Source organism: Pseudomonas sp. LBUM1651 (assembly GCF_059716135.1).
Genome location: NZ_CP166805.1, coordinates 3,031,025 through 3,046,409 on the forward strand (window position 1 = coordinate 3,031,025; position 15,385 = coordinate 3,046,409).

General features: G+C 58.7%; 13 protein-coding genes. 2 read left to right on the forward strand and 11 right to left on the reverse strand.

Features of this window, described 5'->3' with window-relative positions:
* Positions 1-140 precede the first annotated feature (140 nt).
* The 5 genes from ACA066_RS14125 to ACA066_RS14145 form a co-directional block, all read right to left on the reverse strand.
* Complete coding sequence (locus ACA066_RS14125) at positions 141-1,517, reverse strand: TolC family outer membrane protein (RefSeq protein WP_497699726.1); 1,377 nt, start codon at positions 1,515-1,517, stop codon at positions 141-143.
* A gap of 2 nt (positions 1,518-1,519) precedes the next feature.
* Complete coding sequence (locus ACA066_RS14130) at positions 1,520-2,854, reverse strand: HlyD family type I secretion periplasmic adaptor subunit (RefSeq protein WP_497699727.1); 1,335 nt, start codon at positions 2,852-2,854, stop codon at positions 1,520-1,522.
* Positions 2,851-4,617: a type I secretion system permease/ATPase gene (locus ACA066_RS14135; protein WP_497699876.1), complete on the reverse strand. Its 1,767-nt coding sequence runs from the start codon at positions 4,615-4,617 to the stop codon at positions 2,851-2,853. Before ACA066_RS14135 ends, ACA066_RS14130 begins: the two co-directional genes overlap by 4 nt.
* Positions 4,618-4,697: 80 nt before the next feature.
* On the reverse strand, positions 4,698-5,084 hold the full coding sequence (locus tag ACA066_RS14140) for an AprI/Inh family metalloprotease inhibitor (RefSeq protein ID WP_497699728.1): 387 nt from the start codon (positions 5,082-5,084) through the stop codon (positions 4,698-4,700).
* Positions 5,085-5,159: 75 nt separating this feature from the next.
* Entirely contained in the window at positions 5,160-6,617 is a 1,458-nt protein-coding gene (locus tag ACA066_RS14145; RefSeq protein ID WP_497699729.1) for a serralysin family metalloprotease, read from the reverse strand.
* A 413-nt stretch (positions 6,618-7,030) separates the two neighbouring features.
* Between ACA066_RS14145 and ACA066_RS14150 the strand changes: the two genes are divergently transcribed.
* Entirely contained in the window at positions 7,031-7,687 is a 657-nt protein-coding gene (locus tag ACA066_RS14150) for an MliC family protein (RefSeq protein WP_497699730.1), read from the forward strand.
* Between the two features lie 165 nt (positions 7,688-7,852).
* Here the strand turns inward: ACA066_RS14150 and ACA066_RS14155 are convergent, their stop codons facing one another.
* The 5 genes from ACA066_RS14155 to ACA066_RS14175 all read right to left on the reverse strand — a co-directional run bounded on the left by ACA066_RS14155 (position 7,853) and on the right by ACA066_RS14175 (position 12,302).
* Complete coding sequence (locus ACA066_RS14155; protein WP_497699731.1) at positions 7,853-8,314, reverse strand: hypothetical protein; 462 nt, start codon at positions 8,312-8,314, stop codon at positions 7,853-7,855.
* A gap of 213 nt (positions 8,315-8,527) precedes the next feature.
* Positions 8,528-9,613: a polyamine ABC transporter substrate-binding protein gene (locus ACA066_RS14160; protein WP_497699732.1), complete on the reverse strand. Its 1,086-nt coding sequence runs from the start codon at positions 9,611-9,613 to the stop codon at positions 8,528-8,530.
* Positions 9,614-9,660: 47 nt separating this feature from the next.
* Entirely contained in the window at positions 9,661-10,002 is a 342-nt protein-coding gene (locus tag ACA066_RS14165) for a cupin domain-containing protein (RefSeq protein WP_497699733.1), read from the reverse strand.
* A 30-nt stretch (positions 10,003-10,032) separates the two neighbouring features.
* Positions 10,033-11,439, reverse strand: a complete 1,407-nt coding sequence (locus ACA066_RS14170) for an NAD(P)/FAD-dependent oxidoreductase (protein ID WP_497699734.1) — start codon at positions 11,437-11,439, stop codon at positions 10,033-10,035.
* A gap of 50 nt (positions 11,440-11,489) precedes the next feature.
* Positions 11,490-12,302 carry a helix-turn-helix transcriptional regulator gene (locus tag ACA066_RS14175; protein ID WP_497699735.1) on the reverse strand — a complete coding sequence of 271 codons (813 nt, stop codon included), beginning with the start codon at positions 12,300-12,302 and terminating at the stop codon, positions 11,490-11,492.
* Between the two features lie 263 nt (positions 12,303-12,565).
* Between ACA066_RS14175 and ACA066_RS14180 the strand changes: the two genes are divergently transcribed.
* Positions 12,566-12,838: a DUF1652 domain-containing protein gene (locus ACA066_RS14180; protein WP_497699877.1), complete on the forward strand. Its 273-nt coding sequence runs from the start codon at positions 12,566-12,568 to the stop codon at positions 12,836-12,838.
* A 56-nt stretch (positions 12,839-12,894) separates the two neighbouring features.
* On the opposite strand, the gene ACA066_RS14185 is transcribed toward ACA066_RS14180, so the two are convergent.
* Positions 12,895-15,366, reverse strand: a complete 2,472-nt coding sequence (locus tag ACA066_RS14185) for a UvrD-helicase domain-containing protein (RefSeq protein WP_497699736.1) — start codon at positions 15,364-15,366, stop codon at positions 12,895-12,897.
* Positions 15,367-15,385: the final 19 nt, after the last annotated feature.

Here is a 15,385-nt window from a genome sequence, read left to right on the forward strand (position 1 = left end):
GCGCTGGGCTGCGTAGCAGCCCCAAAAATCTGCCAACCATCGCCGATTTAAGTGAGTGCTACGCACTCAAGCGGGAGCAAGCTCCCTCGCCACAGGTTTCTCTGATTCAAGACTCTGCATGGCTCTCTTTGTTGGAATTGTCAGAGATCTTTGCGGCGTGACTGCGGGCCTTGCCCAAACGCCTCGTCAACCTTGGCCAGGTCCTGCTCGTTCAGGGTTCCGGCGTAGTAATGCAACTTGATCCAGGCCATCAAATAGTCGTACCGGGTCTGGGCCAGGTCGCGGCGTGTGGTGTAGAGCTGTTGTTCGGCGTTGAGCGCATCGAGGTTGACTCGTTCACCGCCAAGAATGCTCTGCTTCGTCGAGACCACCAGCGCTTCGGCGGACGTCAGCGCTTTCTGATAGGCCCGCAGTTTGCTCACCCCCGACTGACACGCGCTGAACTGCCGACGCAGCTCGATCAGCGTCTCCCGGGTCTGGCCATCAAGCTGGTACTCCGCCTGCTCCATGGCGCGGCTGGCTTGGCGCGTCGAGGCGGAAACCCCGCCGCCGGCATACAGCGGCACGTTGACTTCGATGCCGATGGTGTTGGTGTCGTAGCGCTGGTTATAGGTGTTGCCGCTTTCCGATTCGTTCTGCCGCACCGACGCGTACGCGCTGACTTTCGGCAGATGCCCGGCGCGATTGCGTTCGACTTCGTAGCGCGCCACTTCCACGGCCTGGCGCTGTGAAGCCAGGTTCGGGTTGTTCGCCACGGCGATCTCGTGCCACGTGTCGTAACGGGCGGGTTGCAGGGTGAAGGTCTGGAAATTCTGGTCCAGCGGCGCCAGGTCCGCGATGTCGATTGCCGGCACGCCAATCAGCGCGCCGAGCTCTCGCAAGGACGCATCCTGCTCGTTGCGCGCCTCGATTTCCTCGGCGGTCGCCAGTTCGTAGCGGGATTCGGCCTCGAGAATATCGGTGCGCGTGCCCTCACCCTGGCGGAACATATGTTCGTTCTGCTGGAACTGTTGTTCGAAGGCTTTCTTTTTCGCCAGTGCAATGTCGATCTGGTCCTGGGCGAACAGCGCCTGGGTGTAGTTTTCCAGCACGCGTACCAGCAACTCCTGGCTCTTGCCACGGAAGGCCTCATCGGCAAACAACGATTGCGCCACGCCTTTGCGGTACGCCGCATAGGCTTCGTAATCGATCAAGGGCTGCTGCAGCGTCAGGGTCGAGCCGTAACTGCTGTAGTTGCGATCATCGCGCTGGTTTTGCCCGCGCTCGTTGAGGTAGGTGACCTTGGAGGTGTTGCGGCCCTTGTTGTAGGTGTAACCCAGGTGTGGCAGCAGCCCGGCGCGGCCGATGGCGCGGTTTTCCTGGCCGGCATCGCGTTCCTTGATGGCGCCGAGAAACACCGGATCATTGCGCAACGCTTGTTCGTAAATGTCGAACGGGCCCATGGCCATTGAAGCGTTGCAGGTCAGCAACGCGAAACTCGCTGCGAAAAGGGAAAGCTTATTCATACAGCGGAACATCCTTATTCCTCGGTCAACGCGGAACCTGCGCGGTCGAGCAGCGGTTTGAACAGATAGTTGAGGAGTGAACGCTCGCCGGTGCGCACGAACATTTCCGCGGGCATGCCGGGCTTGATCACCAGGCCGTTGAGTTTTTCCATCGCCTGATCGCTGACGCTGCTGCGCAGCACGTAATACGGCACGCCGGTTTTCTCATCGACCATCTGGTCGGCGGAAATCAGGCTGAATTCGCCGGGCACACGCGGGGTGCGGCTCTGGTTGAATGCGGTGAACAGGATATCCACCGGCAGGTGCGTGCCGACCTTGTCGATCAGGTTGATCGGCAGGTGCCCTTCGACTTCCAGGTGTGTGCCTTGCGGGACGATCTCCAGCAGGGTTTCGCCCTGACGCACCACGGCGCCCTCGGTGTGCACACCCAGGTTGACCGCAATGCCGTCGGCGGTGGCGATGATCTCGCTGTGTTGCAGGTCGAATCCGGCGGAGGTCAGTTGCTCTTCGAGGGTCACGCTTTTGAGCTGTGCATCGGCCAGTTGGGTGCGGACTTCTTTCTGGTACTCCTCAATGTGTTGTTGCAGCGTCAGGTGCGATTCGAGGATGCCCTGCTCCACCCGGCCGCTTTCACCGGTGTTTTCTGCCAATTGTTGTTGAACTTGCGACAACTGACGCTGGTACTCCATCAGCCGGTTACGCGGGATGTAGCCGTTGTCCGCCAGCGGCTGGAGATTGCCCAGTTGTTGTTGCAGCGAGGTGGCCTGGGCCGTCAGGTCCGAACGGGCGCGGCGCATGCCGGCCAGTTGCGCCCCGGCGCCTTCGATGCTGGCACGCAAGGCGGCCTGTTCGCGGGAAAACGCTTCGCGGCGACTGCTGAACAACTGCCGTTGGCCTTCCAGGACCAATGCCAGGCGCGGGTCAGGATCGTTGCTCAGTTCGGCAGGAAAACTCACCTGCTTGAGGTTGTCCCGTTCACTTTGCCAGCGCGCCAGGCTGGCCCAGGACATGCGGTATTGGGCGCGCAGGGATTGCACGTCGGCGGCGACTTGCGTGCGGTCGAGCTGGAACAATGGCTGGCCCTGCTTCACCACCTCGCCTTCGCGCACCAGAATCTGGCTGACCACGCCGCTGCTCATCGATTGCACGGCTTTGCGTTTACCGGAGACCACGACCGTGCCTTGCACGGGAATGCCCTGGTCGAGCGGCGCAAGGCTGGCCCAGGCAAAGAAACTGCCAGCGCCGACTATCGCCAGTATCCAGCCCACGCAGGCGAAATAGCGCGCATCGCGTTCAGGGCGTTCGGCGATGTAATCGTGTTCCAGGGTGGCTTCGCTGTCGTTGCTCATACGCCCGAATTCCTTGTCGAGGACTGATACTGCCGGCTCATGCTCAGCCCGGCCGGTGCCTGCGCGGGCTTGTGTTCCTGAGCGCCGGCGAGCGCCTTGAGCACGTCCTGGCTCGGGCCGAACGCCTGTAAACGTCCATCATTGAGGACCAGCAATTTGTCGGCCTGGGCCAGCGCCGAAGTACGGTGAGTCACCAGAATCACGCTGGTGCCCTGGGCTTTCATTTGCGCAATAGCGCCGGCCAATGCGGCTTCGCCGACGGTGTCGAGGTTGGAGTTCGGTTCATCCAGCACCACCAGGCTCGGTTTGCCGTACAGGGCTCGCGCGAGCGCCACGCGCTGTTTCTGACCGCCGGACAAACCGCTGCCATCCTCGCCAAGCACCGTGTCGTAGCCCTGAGGCAGGCGCAGGATCAAGTCATGGACGCCCGCCTGATGCGCCGCTTCCACGACTTTTTGCGGATCGGCCTTCCGGAATCGGGCGATGTTTTGCGCGATGCTGCCACTGAACAATTCGATGTCCTGCGGCAAGTAACCGATGTAGGGGCCGAGTTCGTCGCGATTCCAGCGATGGATGTCGGCACCGTCGAGCCGCACGGTGCCGCCGAGAGTCGGCCACACGCCGACCAGCACTCGGGCCAGCGTCGATTTGCCGGAACCGGAAGCGCCCAGCACGCCCAGCACTTCACCGGCGCCGAGCTGGAAACTGACCAGATGCAACGTCGCGCCCCGTTGTCCGGGAGGACCGGCACTGACCTGTTCGAACGTGATCTGCCCTTTCGGCGTCGGCAACGCCATGGCGTCGTCGCTCGGTGGAAAGGCTTGCAACAGCGCGTCGAGACGCCGGTAGGCGAGTTTCGCGCCACTCCACTGTTTCCACACGGCGATCAACTGATCGATGGGGCTCAGCGCACGCCCCATCAGGATCGAGCCGGCGATCATCATCCCGGCAGTCATGTCGCCCTTGATCACCAGCAATGCGCCCAGTCCCAGCACGAGTGATTGCAGGCAAAGGCGCAGGGTTTTGCTCAGGGAACTGATGACCGCGCCGGTATCACTGGCCTGGTTCTGCAGGCCGAGAAAGCGCGAATGCACCTGAAACCAGCGATGGCGCAAGGCACCGAGCATGCCCATGGCTTGAATGGTTTCCGAGTTATGCAGGTGACTGGTGGCCATCTGGCTGGACTTCTGGGAAAAAACCGCCGCTTCACCCAGCGGCTTTTTGGTCATCGCCTCATTGAGACACGCCAGCCCGATCAGCAACACCGCGCCCGCCGTGGCAAACACGCCGAGCCAGACGTTGAACAGATAAATCACCAACAGGTAGACCGGAAACCACGGCGCGTCGAAGAAGGCAAACAGCGCCGGGCCGGTAACGAACTGGCGAATATGCGTCAGATCCCCCAGCGACTGCCCGGCGTTGCCCTCGCCTCTGAACAGGTTGCGCTCGAAAGCGGCCTGATACACCCGCAGGTTGAAGCGTCGCTCCAGTTGGCTGCCGATACGAATGACAATGAAACTGCGAATAATCTCCAGCAAACCGATAAACGCAAAGAACCCGACGACCATGAGTGACAACATGGCCAGCGTGGTTTCATTTTGCGAAGACAACACCCGGTCATAAACCTGAAGCATGTAAATAGAGGGCACTAACATCAGAATGTTGATCAGCGCCGTAAAACAGCCGACGCTGATCAGAATGCTCTTGTAATCACCCAGCGCCCTGATTAGGGGCGCGGTGACCGGGTTCTTTGCCATCTTTATGCACTCTTCCTGAGGTGTTATCCCCCGCCTGCCTGGCGAGGTCGTTACTTACACTTTAATAACAACTTATAGGGTTTCGATTAATGCAACGGGTGCTCAAGTGTAATGACCAGCCCGGTCTTCGAAGTGCCTCGATACAGCCCGTCACGCTGACGACTGAAAAACACAATCTTCGACCCTTCCTTACCGGTGAGCGCGATGCCGTCGGGCTCAGGAAACCAACCGATCGGCTGCTCTCCCAGCCATCCAGCGAGGCACTCGGTGCCGTCGCCCAAGGTCTGGTTGGCTTTGAACTCGAGGGGGCAAACGTTCGACGGATTGTCCTGCTGTGTCACCCGCCATTTTCCCGCCAATTGCGACGGGTCTGCCAACTTCAGGCTGCTTGCCATGGCTACATCTCCAAAAAACATCATGAGCGTCGCGAAAAGCCACGCGGTTGTTTTGTAGGTAAAAGCGTCAGGGATCATAGGGCGTTTAACTCAGGGTTGTGGCTCAAGGGGCAAAGAGCGGCGCTTTCGGCGCCACCCTCCTTTTGCCTTGAATCAGGCCACGATGTCCGAGAACGCCGCCTGGCCCACGGTGCTGACCAGGAAGTCAGCCACGCCATGCCCGGAGAAGTCCACCGACAACAGGCTGTTGCCACCGGAGGTGGTCAGCACTGCATCGCCCGCCGCCCCCGTGAACGCGTTCACGAAATGCAGGCCTGCGCCGTTGGTGGTGCCGGTCAGGTCGATCTTGTCGAGACCACTGACAAAATCGAGGATCTGGTCGACTGCACCAGGCTTGGAGTCACTGCTGGCCGCGAACACGAAGGTGTCCGAACCGGCGCCGCCCCACAACTTGTCCGCACCGCCCGCGCCGTAAAGGATGTCGTTGCCGGCACCGCCCTTCAGCTCGTTGGATACACCGTTACCGATCAGCAAATCATTGCCCGAACCGCCGATGGCGTTTTCGACGGTAACGCCCTTGGCGATGGACACGTTACCCACCAGGCCGCCAACGTCGGAGAACGAGGCTTCATTGAGGTTGATCTTCTGGTTTTGAGTAAACCCGGAGAAATCCAGGGTGTCCTTGCCGCCCGCATCCCACACCGAAAACACGACCTTGTCCGACGACGAGGACGCGCTGAGGAAGTCGCGACCGGCGTTGGAGTTGAAACCGTAGGTGGTGTCGCCGGTCCGGGTGGTGGTGTTGGCGCCGTAGAGCTTCTGGATGGCCGCGATATCGTCCATCAGCGGGCCCGATGAATAGGCTTCGACACCGCCCTTGCTGAAGTTCTGGCTGGTGTTGCTTTCACTCCAGTAACTCATGACGCTGTAGCCGCGGGTGTCTTGCCCGTAGGACGCGTCGTTGTAGGTCGGTGTGCCTTCACCGGCGTTGTAGTCGCCGGGATGGGCCAGGCCCAGGGTGTGACCGATTTCGTGGGTCAGGGTTTGCCGGCCGTAGTTGTTCAGGTCCGGGGTCTTGTTGGGCGTGTAGCTGCTGTTGGTCAGGTACCAGGAAGTCCCGTCGTAACCTGCGCCCGTGCCGGGCAAGTAAGCGAATGCCGCCGCGCCGTCCTGACCGCCGCTGTAGTTGCCGAAGGTCATGTGACCGTCGCCGCCGGTGGCCTTTTCCGTGAAGGTGACGTTGGCCACGTCGGCCCAGGATTGCATGGCGAGCACGGCCTGGCCTTTTTGCTGGGCACTGAATTGGCTGAACCCGGTGATCCCGTGCTTGTTCATGGTGCTCGACGAGGCCGAGGTCAGGAACGTGTAGGTCAGTTCGATTTTGCCGTTGCCGTCCTTGTCCTGGTAGGCAGCACCGTCGCGCAGCAATTGGGTGGCTGCCTGATCGACGGAGAACGACGGTTTGCCATTGACCGTGAGGTTGCCGCCACGGTCGTATTGATGGCTGAAACTAGTGATCTGATTGAACGCGGAACTAGGGGCAGCCAATGCTTGCAAGGGCTGAAAGGCCAGTTCGGCACTCTCAATAGCGTTACCTTTTACTTTCGACATAAACACACTTCCTTGTATTGCTATGGAACAGTTTTAGTCAGATAGCGACAATCTCTGGCGAGATCGTCCTATCACTCGCCCAATGAAGGCGAAAGAAAACTGACACAATTTGAAATCAAACGTCCACTACTTTTTTGACGTCAAGTTTGTGTGTTTGGGGAAGTGCCCGAAAACAATAGGCGTGCCGAAAAAACATTGAATATAAAAAAAATTAGCCAGAGTTATTGTCTGACAATCGACAATTTAAATATTAAATAAAGGTAAGTTATCCGGACGGGAATCGTCCGACTATTCATGTTCTGCTTCGTACAGTTCGATCATTGAAAATTAGACTTTTCGAGGAATGTGACCACACTGAAATACCGAGTTATCGTTCTTCGCGGGGCTCATAGATGATCCGGGTGGAAGCCGACATGAAAATGGTCACGCCCTTTTTGGCCGCTCTCATCGCCGCCAGCGCGTGCGCGACGACGAGCCTTTGTGCAAAGGCCGGGGCTTCTACGGTTCTGGCAACCAGCTTCGATTGCGCCAGGGCCAGCGCAGCCATCGAGAAGCTTATCTGTCGCGACCCCCAACTGATGCAGATGGATATCGAACTGACGCGCCTCTATCGCCTGGCGCTCACGGACGATCATTCGGTGCCGCGTCCTGACAAAGTCGAGATCGACCAGCGGTTCTGGGTCGACGCCCGCAATCAGTGTGCAGCCGGGACAGAGCCCAAGGCGTGTACGATCCGAAGTTATGCCGAGCGTGCGCATCAGCTTCGTCAGGGCTCGGCGATTGCGCGAACCAAGGATCCGCACAGACTCACCGATGGCCCCGTAGCCTTGCATTGCACAGGGTTAAACGCGTTGATTGCCGCCACGTTCTTCAACGTCGAGCCGGGTGTCGTGTACCTGAAATGGGCGAATACCTCTGTCACCCTTATCCAGGTGCCGAATGATGCCGCGACCCGATACAGCGCCAAGGACAATCGAGGGAACTACAGCTTCTGGCAAGACGGTAACGATGCCTTTTTCCAGATTCCGGGTTCTGGGCAAATGAGTTGTACGGTCGAGCCGGTCGGCTGATCGCGCGCCGGGACAGCCTTTCCCGCTGGCCTTATCCAGCCTGTGAGCTCCCCGCGCGAATCTTTCTTTACATTGAGCTGAGCAGCCACGCCGTCGCAAGCGCTGCGCAAGCTGCTACAAACATCAGTGTGCAGACATAATTTTGAAGTGTTCAATGCTCATAGATCAGCGTTCTCCGGTGGCTTCGAAAACCAGATCGACCTTATAGTGGTCTCCAAATTTATTTTCAGTTAGGTATTCCATCTTTCCATTGATCCTGACCTCCGCTGGTGCATGGTTTTGAAGAATGATTTTTCCTTCTATGGCGTGGAACTGGAAAGCTGGGCTGAAGGGAAAAATGATGTATAGATCGATTACCGCGTTGGTGCCAACGAGATACTCGCCAGTAGGAGCGTCTTTGTCGGCTAGCTGAAACTCTGCTCGGAGGTCCGCATCCGAATCCGGATGACGCATTAACCCGAATACTTGAAGCGTTCCCTCGGGCGTTGTTCTGCGAAACACGTTATTCGAGTCGAAAGGGAAGACCTTCCCATCTCTTAAGCTGGTGATGCTCCCTTTGATAGTGCCGATCCGGGTGGTGTTTTGCTCAACGACGTCGTGGGTCGTTTTCAAACCATTTTTAGCCATGATGATTTCCTTTAGATGAGATCCAGCGATGGTGTCCGCTGCCTGCTCATTACAAATGAAAAATCATCTGCGCGAACCTGACAAAAATGACAGTTTTTAATGCTTTTTTGGAATCACGAATACTGATTTTCTGGAAATGAAGTGCCAATTCCGGTGCAGACATAGCCTGCTCCCGGAACATGTTGCACTACCTACCAAACCTCACTCGCTTGCTCAACTCCCCGTCCGAATCTTGTTCCAAACCCGTGTCCGAATCCGGTCTACATTCAGCGGCATCGCTTCCAGCGCAAACAATTTCCCCATCATTTCCGGACTCGGGTAGACCTTGGTGTCGTTCTTGATCGCCGGGTCTATCAGGCTGTCAGCCTGTTCGTTGCCATTGGCGTAATGCACGTAGTTGCTGATGCTCGCCATGACGTCCGGACGCAGCAGGTAGTTCATGAAGGCGTAACCGGCTTTTTCATCCGGGGCATCGGCGGGCATGGCGACCATATCGAACCAGATGGCAGCGCCTTCCTTGGGAATCGCATAACCGATGTCCACGCCGTTGTTGGCTTCCCTGGCGCGGTTTTCGGCCTGCAGGATGTCGCCGGAGAAACCGACGGCCACGCAGATGTCACCGTTGGCAAGGTCGCTGGTGTACTTGGACGAGTGGAAATAGCTGACATAAGGCCGGACTTTCATCAGCAGTGCTTCAGCCTTTTTGTAGTCTTCCGGGTTCTTGCTGTGATGCGGCAGGCCCTGGTAGTTCAGCGCCGCCGGGAGCAATTCCGGGCCATTGTCGAGGATCGCCACACCGCATTTCTGCAGCTTCGCCATGTTCTCGGGTTTGAAGATCAGGTCCCAGGAATCCACGGGTGCGTTATCGCCCAACACCGCTTTGACCTTGGCGATGTTGTAGCCGATGCCGGTGCTGCCCCATAGATACGGAAAGCCGTGCTCGTTGCCCGGGTCGTTGGTCTGCAAAGCCGTGAGCAAGACCGGATTCAGGTTCTTCCAGTTCGGCAACTGGCTCTTGTCGAGTTTCTTCAGCGCCCCGCCCTGAATCTGCCGGGCCATGAAGTGGTTGGACGGGAACACCACGTCGTAGCCGGATTTACCGGCCATCAACTTGCCGTCGAGGGTTTCGTTGCTGTCGTAGACGTCGTAGCTGAAGCCAATGCCGGTCGCTGTCTGGAAGTTCTTGGTGGTGTCCGGTGCGATGTAGTCCGACCAGTTGTAGATCTTGACGGTGTCGGCCGCGTGGCTGAAGGAGACGACGAGCGCCAGTGGGGCCAGTGCCAGGGTCTTTCGGATCATGAGTGGATTCCTGTGTGGGTTATTGTTGTTGGCAGGCAATCAGAGGATCAAAAAATCAGAACGTAGGTCTTGCGCACGGTTTCCTGGATGTCCCAGATCCCGAGGCTGTTGGCTGGCAACATCAGTGCATCGCCGGCTTCTATGTAGAGGGTTTCACCACCGTCCGGGGTGAAGGTGCAGCGCCCCTGGATGAAATGACAGAATTCCTGGGTCACGATCTGCCGACGCCAGCGGCCGGGCGTGCATTCCCAGACGCCGGTTTCGACGCCATCGTCGCGTTCGACGCTGGTGGTGGATGCCACCGCCACGGGGGTGCCCAGCGGCACGGCGACCGGGTTTGATTCGTCCAGTTTCAGCGTTGCGGTGTTCTTGAATTGCGTGATGCTCATGGGAATACCTTTGGATGTAGAGAGCGCCGTTTACTGCATGAAACCTTCCATGAACCCCGCGACCCCGCTGGCCAGTTTGCGCCGCCAGGGCGCGGTAGCCGGGTTGGCCAGGGTCTGGTCTTCATGGACGAAGCTGCGGATGATCGCGTTGTAGCCGAGCCAGCGGCAGGGTTCCGGCTCCCAGGCTTTGAGCGCATCGAGGCCGCCTTGGGGGATGACCCACGGCTGATGAACCAGCCCGGTATCGCGTTGCAGGATCAGATCGGCCAGGGTTCGCCCGCCCAGGTTGCTGGCGCCGACACCCTCCCCGCCATAGCCGCCGGACAAGGCGATACCGCTGGCCTGATCACACAGCATGTGCGGCTTGAACCGCCGGGACATGCCCAGGTTGCCACCCCAGCCGTGAGTGATCCGTACGTTCTTGAGTTGCGGGAACAGCTCGCCGAACAGGTAACGGCGCAGCGCTACTTCGCTGGTGGACAGGTCGAAGTCATGGCGCAGCTTGCCGGCGAACTGATAGCCGCCCCTCGCACCGAACACCAGACGGTTATCCGCCGTACGCTGACCGTAAGTGACCTGGCGGCTGCTTTCGCCGAACGCCTGGCCGCGACTCAGACCGATTTCGTCCCAAGTCGCAGCGGACAGCGGCTCAGTCGCCACAATCAAGCTTTGCACCGGCAACTGGTAACGACCCAACGGTGGCAAGGTAGCCGCATAACCTTCTACCGCCGGAACAATCCAGCGACTGCGCACGGTGGTTTTCGCCGTGCGCAGGCTGCCCGATTGCCAGTGGGTGACCGGACTGTTTTCGTAAATCCTGACGCCCATGCGTTCCACCGTCCGCGCCAGGCCTCGCACCAACTTTGCCGGGTGAAGGGTCGCGACGTGCGGTGCATAGATACCGCCATAAGGCTTGGCAATTCTGATCTGTTGCGCCAACTGCTCCGGGCTGAGCCAGCGGTAATCGCTTTCGGTCAGGCCTTGTCGGTAGAGCTTGTCCAGGTAGTGCCGCAGGCTGGCTTCCTGTTCCGGATAGCGCGCGGCGCAATACAGCGCCCCGCCTTTGCGAAAATCGCAGTCGATGCCTTCACGTTCGAGGACAATCTCGACTTCATCCGGAATGCTGTGCAGGAGATCATAAGAGGCGCGGCGCTGTTCCGCCGACCGATCGGCCAGCAAGCGGTCTTCGCCGAGGATATTGCCCATCAGCCAGCCGCCGTTGCGGCCCGAGGCACCAAAACCGGCGGTCTGCGCTTCAATGATGGCGATGTCCAGCCCCGGCGCCAGGCGTTTGAGGTAGTACGCGGTCCAGAGTCCGGTGTACCCCGCGCCTATGATGGCGACGTCGACGTCCAGGTCCTGCTCCAGCGCCGGACGCGCCAACAATGGCTCGTCGAGCTGGTCCATCCACAAACTGATAGTGCGCCACGCCGGCATGCAAGACTCCGCCACTCAAACTTCGATGGCGTTGATCCTAGTGCGTGGGCTCAGTGGCTGTCTTGCGCGCGTGCACGCAAAGAAATTTGTTTGGCGTAGGCCTTCGGCGACAGGCCGGTGTGCTGACGGAAACAGCTATAGAACGCCGACAGCGAATTGAAGCCGGCCGCAAATGCCAGTTCATCGATGCGCAGCGGCGGCGTGGCGATGTCCAGCGCGGCAAGCAGATGCTGCAACCGCGCCTGGTTAACGTAGCGATAGAAACTCTGGCCCAGCACCTGATTCAGCAGGTAAGAAATCTGATTGCGACTGTAGCCGCACTCCTTCGCCACCCGTTGCAGGTCGAGCTCGGGATCCAGATAGGGCTGCTGGCGCTGGAAATACTGTTGCAGGTCTTGCGCCATGAAACTCAGCTGACGCGGCGACAACCCGAGCCGGCTGGCGGCCGGACGCTGATTGTTGGCGGTTTTGCTGACGGGCCGCTCATGCACCAGCGAGGCGTACTCATTGACCTGCCAGATCAGCCCGTCGCGCACGGTAATCGCCTCACTGGCGCGAAAGGACACCAGCCCTTCGCCACCGCGCAGGGTGATGCGGTACTGAATGAATGCCGTGTTGCCGTCCAGTCGAATGCGGTCCGAGTGCTCCAGCGCTTCATCGGGATCGCGCGGCATGCTGCTGCGCACGTACTCACGCAATTCGTCCAGCCCCATCACACGGTTCTGGAAAAAGTCGTTGTACTGAACATCCGGGTGATAAAGCGCCATGACCCCGTCCAGGTCCCGGTGTTTCCAGCGCAGGTGATAGCGCACGACCGTCTCGCTCGTGGCCTGGGTTTGCAGCGGACCATCATCGGCAGGCATAAAGGTCTCGATGAGAAAAAAGCGAGCTTGCCGAAATTCAGCCCCGGCTTCAACGTCGATTCGATAATGGCCTTTTGCCTAATAACTGTGGCGCTGTGATCTGAATCAAAAAAAACTGAACCAATTGCTAAACGGCCTGAAAAATCCACATTATTTTCACATTCGGATGCTACTTTTAAGAACAGTCACCGGTTGAGCCAATGAAGGCTCTTCCCTCCTACCATGAGCTAACGGAAGCGCTCGATGAAGAAGGCGGGCAACATATGAATAAAGGGTTCAGTAAGGTCACCTTTCCAAACGCCTGCCAGCTGATGCGCTGGCATTTTCATCCCATGGGTTTTGAGGCGAGCATGGACGCCCCGGGCAGCATGATCGCCCGTCTGTTTGACCGCGCCAGTGGCGAGACCATGATCGCCATCGCCGGTATTCCATGTGCAACGGTCATGAATGCCGCGGATGTGGAACGAATTATCGAAGCGGTGGAGGATGAACTTGAGTCTTTCATTCCACCGGTGGCCTTCAGGAGCTATGCCTGAGGCTGAGCCAGCGAATAGAGAAAGCCCACGTCATGTGGGCTTTTTATTGGTCGGGATTAAACGGCCTTGCCCACGCGGTGATCGACAAAGAACGGCTTGCCCTTGCCGATCCGGTCGGAGGCCTTGGGCATGTTCGCCGCCTGGCTGTCCTGGCCCTCGACGTACCAATAGCAATGACTCACCGCCCGCGTGATGCCGACATAGGCCAGTCGCAGAATCTCGTCTTTTTGCGCGTTATCGTAAGCTTCGTTGTCGCCAGCCTTGCCCAGCCCTGCCATGCGGTAGACCTGATTCTTGTAAGGCGAACTGGTCAGGTGCTGACAATCTCCCAGCAGAAACACCGCATCGGCCTGAAGGCCCTTGGCGCTGTGATAGGTCAGTTGCTTCAACCGTCGCGACTCGTACGGCAAACTAGAATCCACATTAACTACAGACTTAATATGGTCTTCTATCAATGACTTATCGCTACTTTTTCGATAAAGCATCAAGATTGAGTCACCCTTTCTGTAGTGCTCCATCAGCCGCGTGGCCATGCCCTGATCGTCGCGATCCAGCACATTCACCGGAAGCAGCGACTTGGGCTCGCCGCTGGCCTTGGCCTTTTTCCCGGCGATGGCCGGCGCGGCGCGCACGATATGTTCGGCGGCGTCGATGATGTGCTGATGGCTGCGAAAGTTGTCACTGAGCATGACCTTGGTGGTGCTCGGCGACGGGAATTCCTTGTTGAACTCCATGAAGTACGTGGGTGAACTGCCGCGCCATCCATAAATGGACTGCCAGTCATCACCCACGCAGAGCAGCGACGAACGCTGGGCGCCGCGACCGACGTGCATGGCCGGGCCACGACTGCGAATTTCCGCCAGGCTGGCGCGAATCCAGGAAACGATCTGCGGCGATACATCCTGAAATTCGTCGATCATCAGGTGCGACAGCGGTCGCAGCAATTCGTCGCTCAGCAGCTTCTGATTTTCCGGGGAGTGCTCGCTGAACAAGGCAAACATGCGGTTGTAGGTCATCACCGGTGGTTTCTGATCCAGCAGATGATCTTCCAGAGCACGCCAGTAAAGACTCAACGCTTCGAAGAAAAAACGGTCCGGGTCGTCCTTGGCGAAACTCATCTGGCCTACCGCACTCGGAACATCCAGGCCCAGGTTCTCGATAAATCCGGCCGCCGCGACGAAACAGTCGAGCAATGGCGCGGAACCAAGCTCGCCCTTGACCTTGTAATCGAAGCCCGGCCCGGCGCTGGCATCCCCTGCCAGCGAGGCCAAGACTCGTTTTGATGATTCATAACTATCCAGCCATATCAATGGCTTACGACAGAAAGCTTGAAACAGGGTTCGCTTTACAGCCCACTCGGCGCGAACACTGAGTTTGGCATTCGGGCGGCTGACCTGCGGGTTTTCCCGCGGATCGAATCCCAGCACCACCCAGGCGTCCAGGCTTGGAATATAGCCATGGCAGTGAAACGTCGAGCCATTGATATCGAACGACTGACGATTGGGCTCGATGCCCTTGATCGGCCAGGCACCGGCGCGGAACCACAAGTCCTCGATGAAATCGCACAGCTCTTCATCACGCTTGGCCGCCAGTTCGGTCACAGCCATGCGCTTTTGCACGTCCGGGTGATCGCGCTCCAATTCCTTGAGCTGCAAGGCATGGCGGGATAACGGCGTGATCAGCTCGCGGAAACGCTCATCGCGGGTGTGCAGGCTGTGATAACAGGCGTTGAGCTGCTGACGCTGGGCGTCATTGATACGCAGGTCGAACGGATTGCTGTCGGCTTCCTCATCGCCATGTTGTGGGCGGTGACTGAGGTTTTCGAAGGCCTGCAACCGCTCGAAGCCCGGCAGACTGCGCACCATTGGCAGGATTCGCGAATGGAAGGTGCGCACCAGATCCCGCGCCTCTTTAAAGCTGAGTGCACGACCCCAGAGCGCGAACAGCTCAATCAGCTTATTGATGAAATCCTTGCGCGACTCCCGCGTAAACGTAACCACGGTCATCGAGTCGAGCTCGAAACCCAAATAGTGAGTCAGCAGCAAGATACGCAGCACCAGCGTGGTGGACTTGCCCGCACCCGCGCCGGCGATAACCGAAGTCGATGGCGTGTCGCTGAAGATCATCTTCCACTGTGCGGCACTGGGCTGGGCATGGGCTGGCAGTAGCCGGGCAACGTCGGCCTTCATGCGCTTTTTCAAGTCAGCACTCAACGGCAGACGCCAATCATCAAACAGGTTGTCGTCGACGTTGGGTGGGCGGTGTTCGGTCGAGCGCGAGTCCCGAATCAGCAACACCTGCCGACCTTCCTCCAACCCTTCGAGCTTGCCTTCCTTATAGCCATAATCCACACCCGCGATGTGGCCACTGCGGAAGCCATCGGCCTGGCCATGCAACCATGACGCGCGGTGTTGCGCGCGCAGCCGGGTCAGACCATGGCCGAAGAACCGGGCCGCAAGACGCTTGAGCAGCGGCATCTCGGCCAGAGGACGAAGTTCAGGAGGAAGATCGGGGGTGTGTTGCGGCACGCGGGCTGACTCCAGGGTG

Excerpts from the sequence above, each read along its gene's own strand:
- ACA066_RS14125 (WP_497699726.1), bottom strand. The coding sequence starts at position 1,517 with ATGTTCCGCTGTATGAATAAGCTTTCCCTTTTCGCAGCGAGTTTCGCG.
- ACA066_RS14130 (WP_497699727.1), bottom strand. The coding sequence starts at position 2,854 with ATGAGCAACGACAGCGAAGCCACCCTGGAACACGATTACATCGCCGAA.
- ACA066_RS14140 (WP_497699728.1), bottom strand. The coding sequence starts at position 5,084 with ATGATCCCTGACGCTTTTACCTACAAAACAACCGCGTGGCTTTTCGCG.
- ACA066_RS14145 (WP_497699729.1), bottom strand. The coding sequence starts at position 6,617 with ATGTCGAAAGTAAAAGGTAACGCTATTGAGAGTGCCGAACTGGCCTTT.
- ACA066_RS14150 (WP_497699730.1), top strand. The coding sequence starts at position 7,031 with ATGAAAATGGTCACGCCCTTTTTGGCCGCTCTCATCGCCGCCAGCGCG.
- ACA066_RS14155 (WP_497699731.1), bottom strand. The coding sequence starts at position 8,314 with ATGGCTAAAAATGGTTTGAAAACGACCCACGACGTCGTTGAGCAAAAC.
- ACA066_RS14160 (WP_497699732.1), bottom strand. The coding sequence starts at position 9,613 with ATGATCCGAAAGACCCTGGCACTGGCCCCACTGGCGCTCGTCGTCTCC.
- ACA066_RS14165 (WP_497699733.1), bottom strand. The coding sequence starts at position 10,002 with ATGAGCATCACGCAATTCAAGAACACCGCAACGCTGAAACTGGACGAA.
- ACA066_RS14170 (WP_497699734.1), bottom strand. The coding sequence starts at position 11,439 with ATGCCGGCGTGGCGCACTATCAGTTTGTGGATGGACCAGCTCGACGAG.
- ACA066_RS14175 (WP_497699735.1), bottom strand. The coding sequence starts at position 12,302 with ATGCCTGCCGATGATGGTCCGCTGCAAACCCAGGCCACGAGCGAGACG.
- ACA066_RS14180 (WP_497699877.1), top strand. The coding sequence starts at position 12,566 with ATGAATAAAGGGTTCAGTAAGGTCACCTTTCCAAACGCCTGCCAGCTG.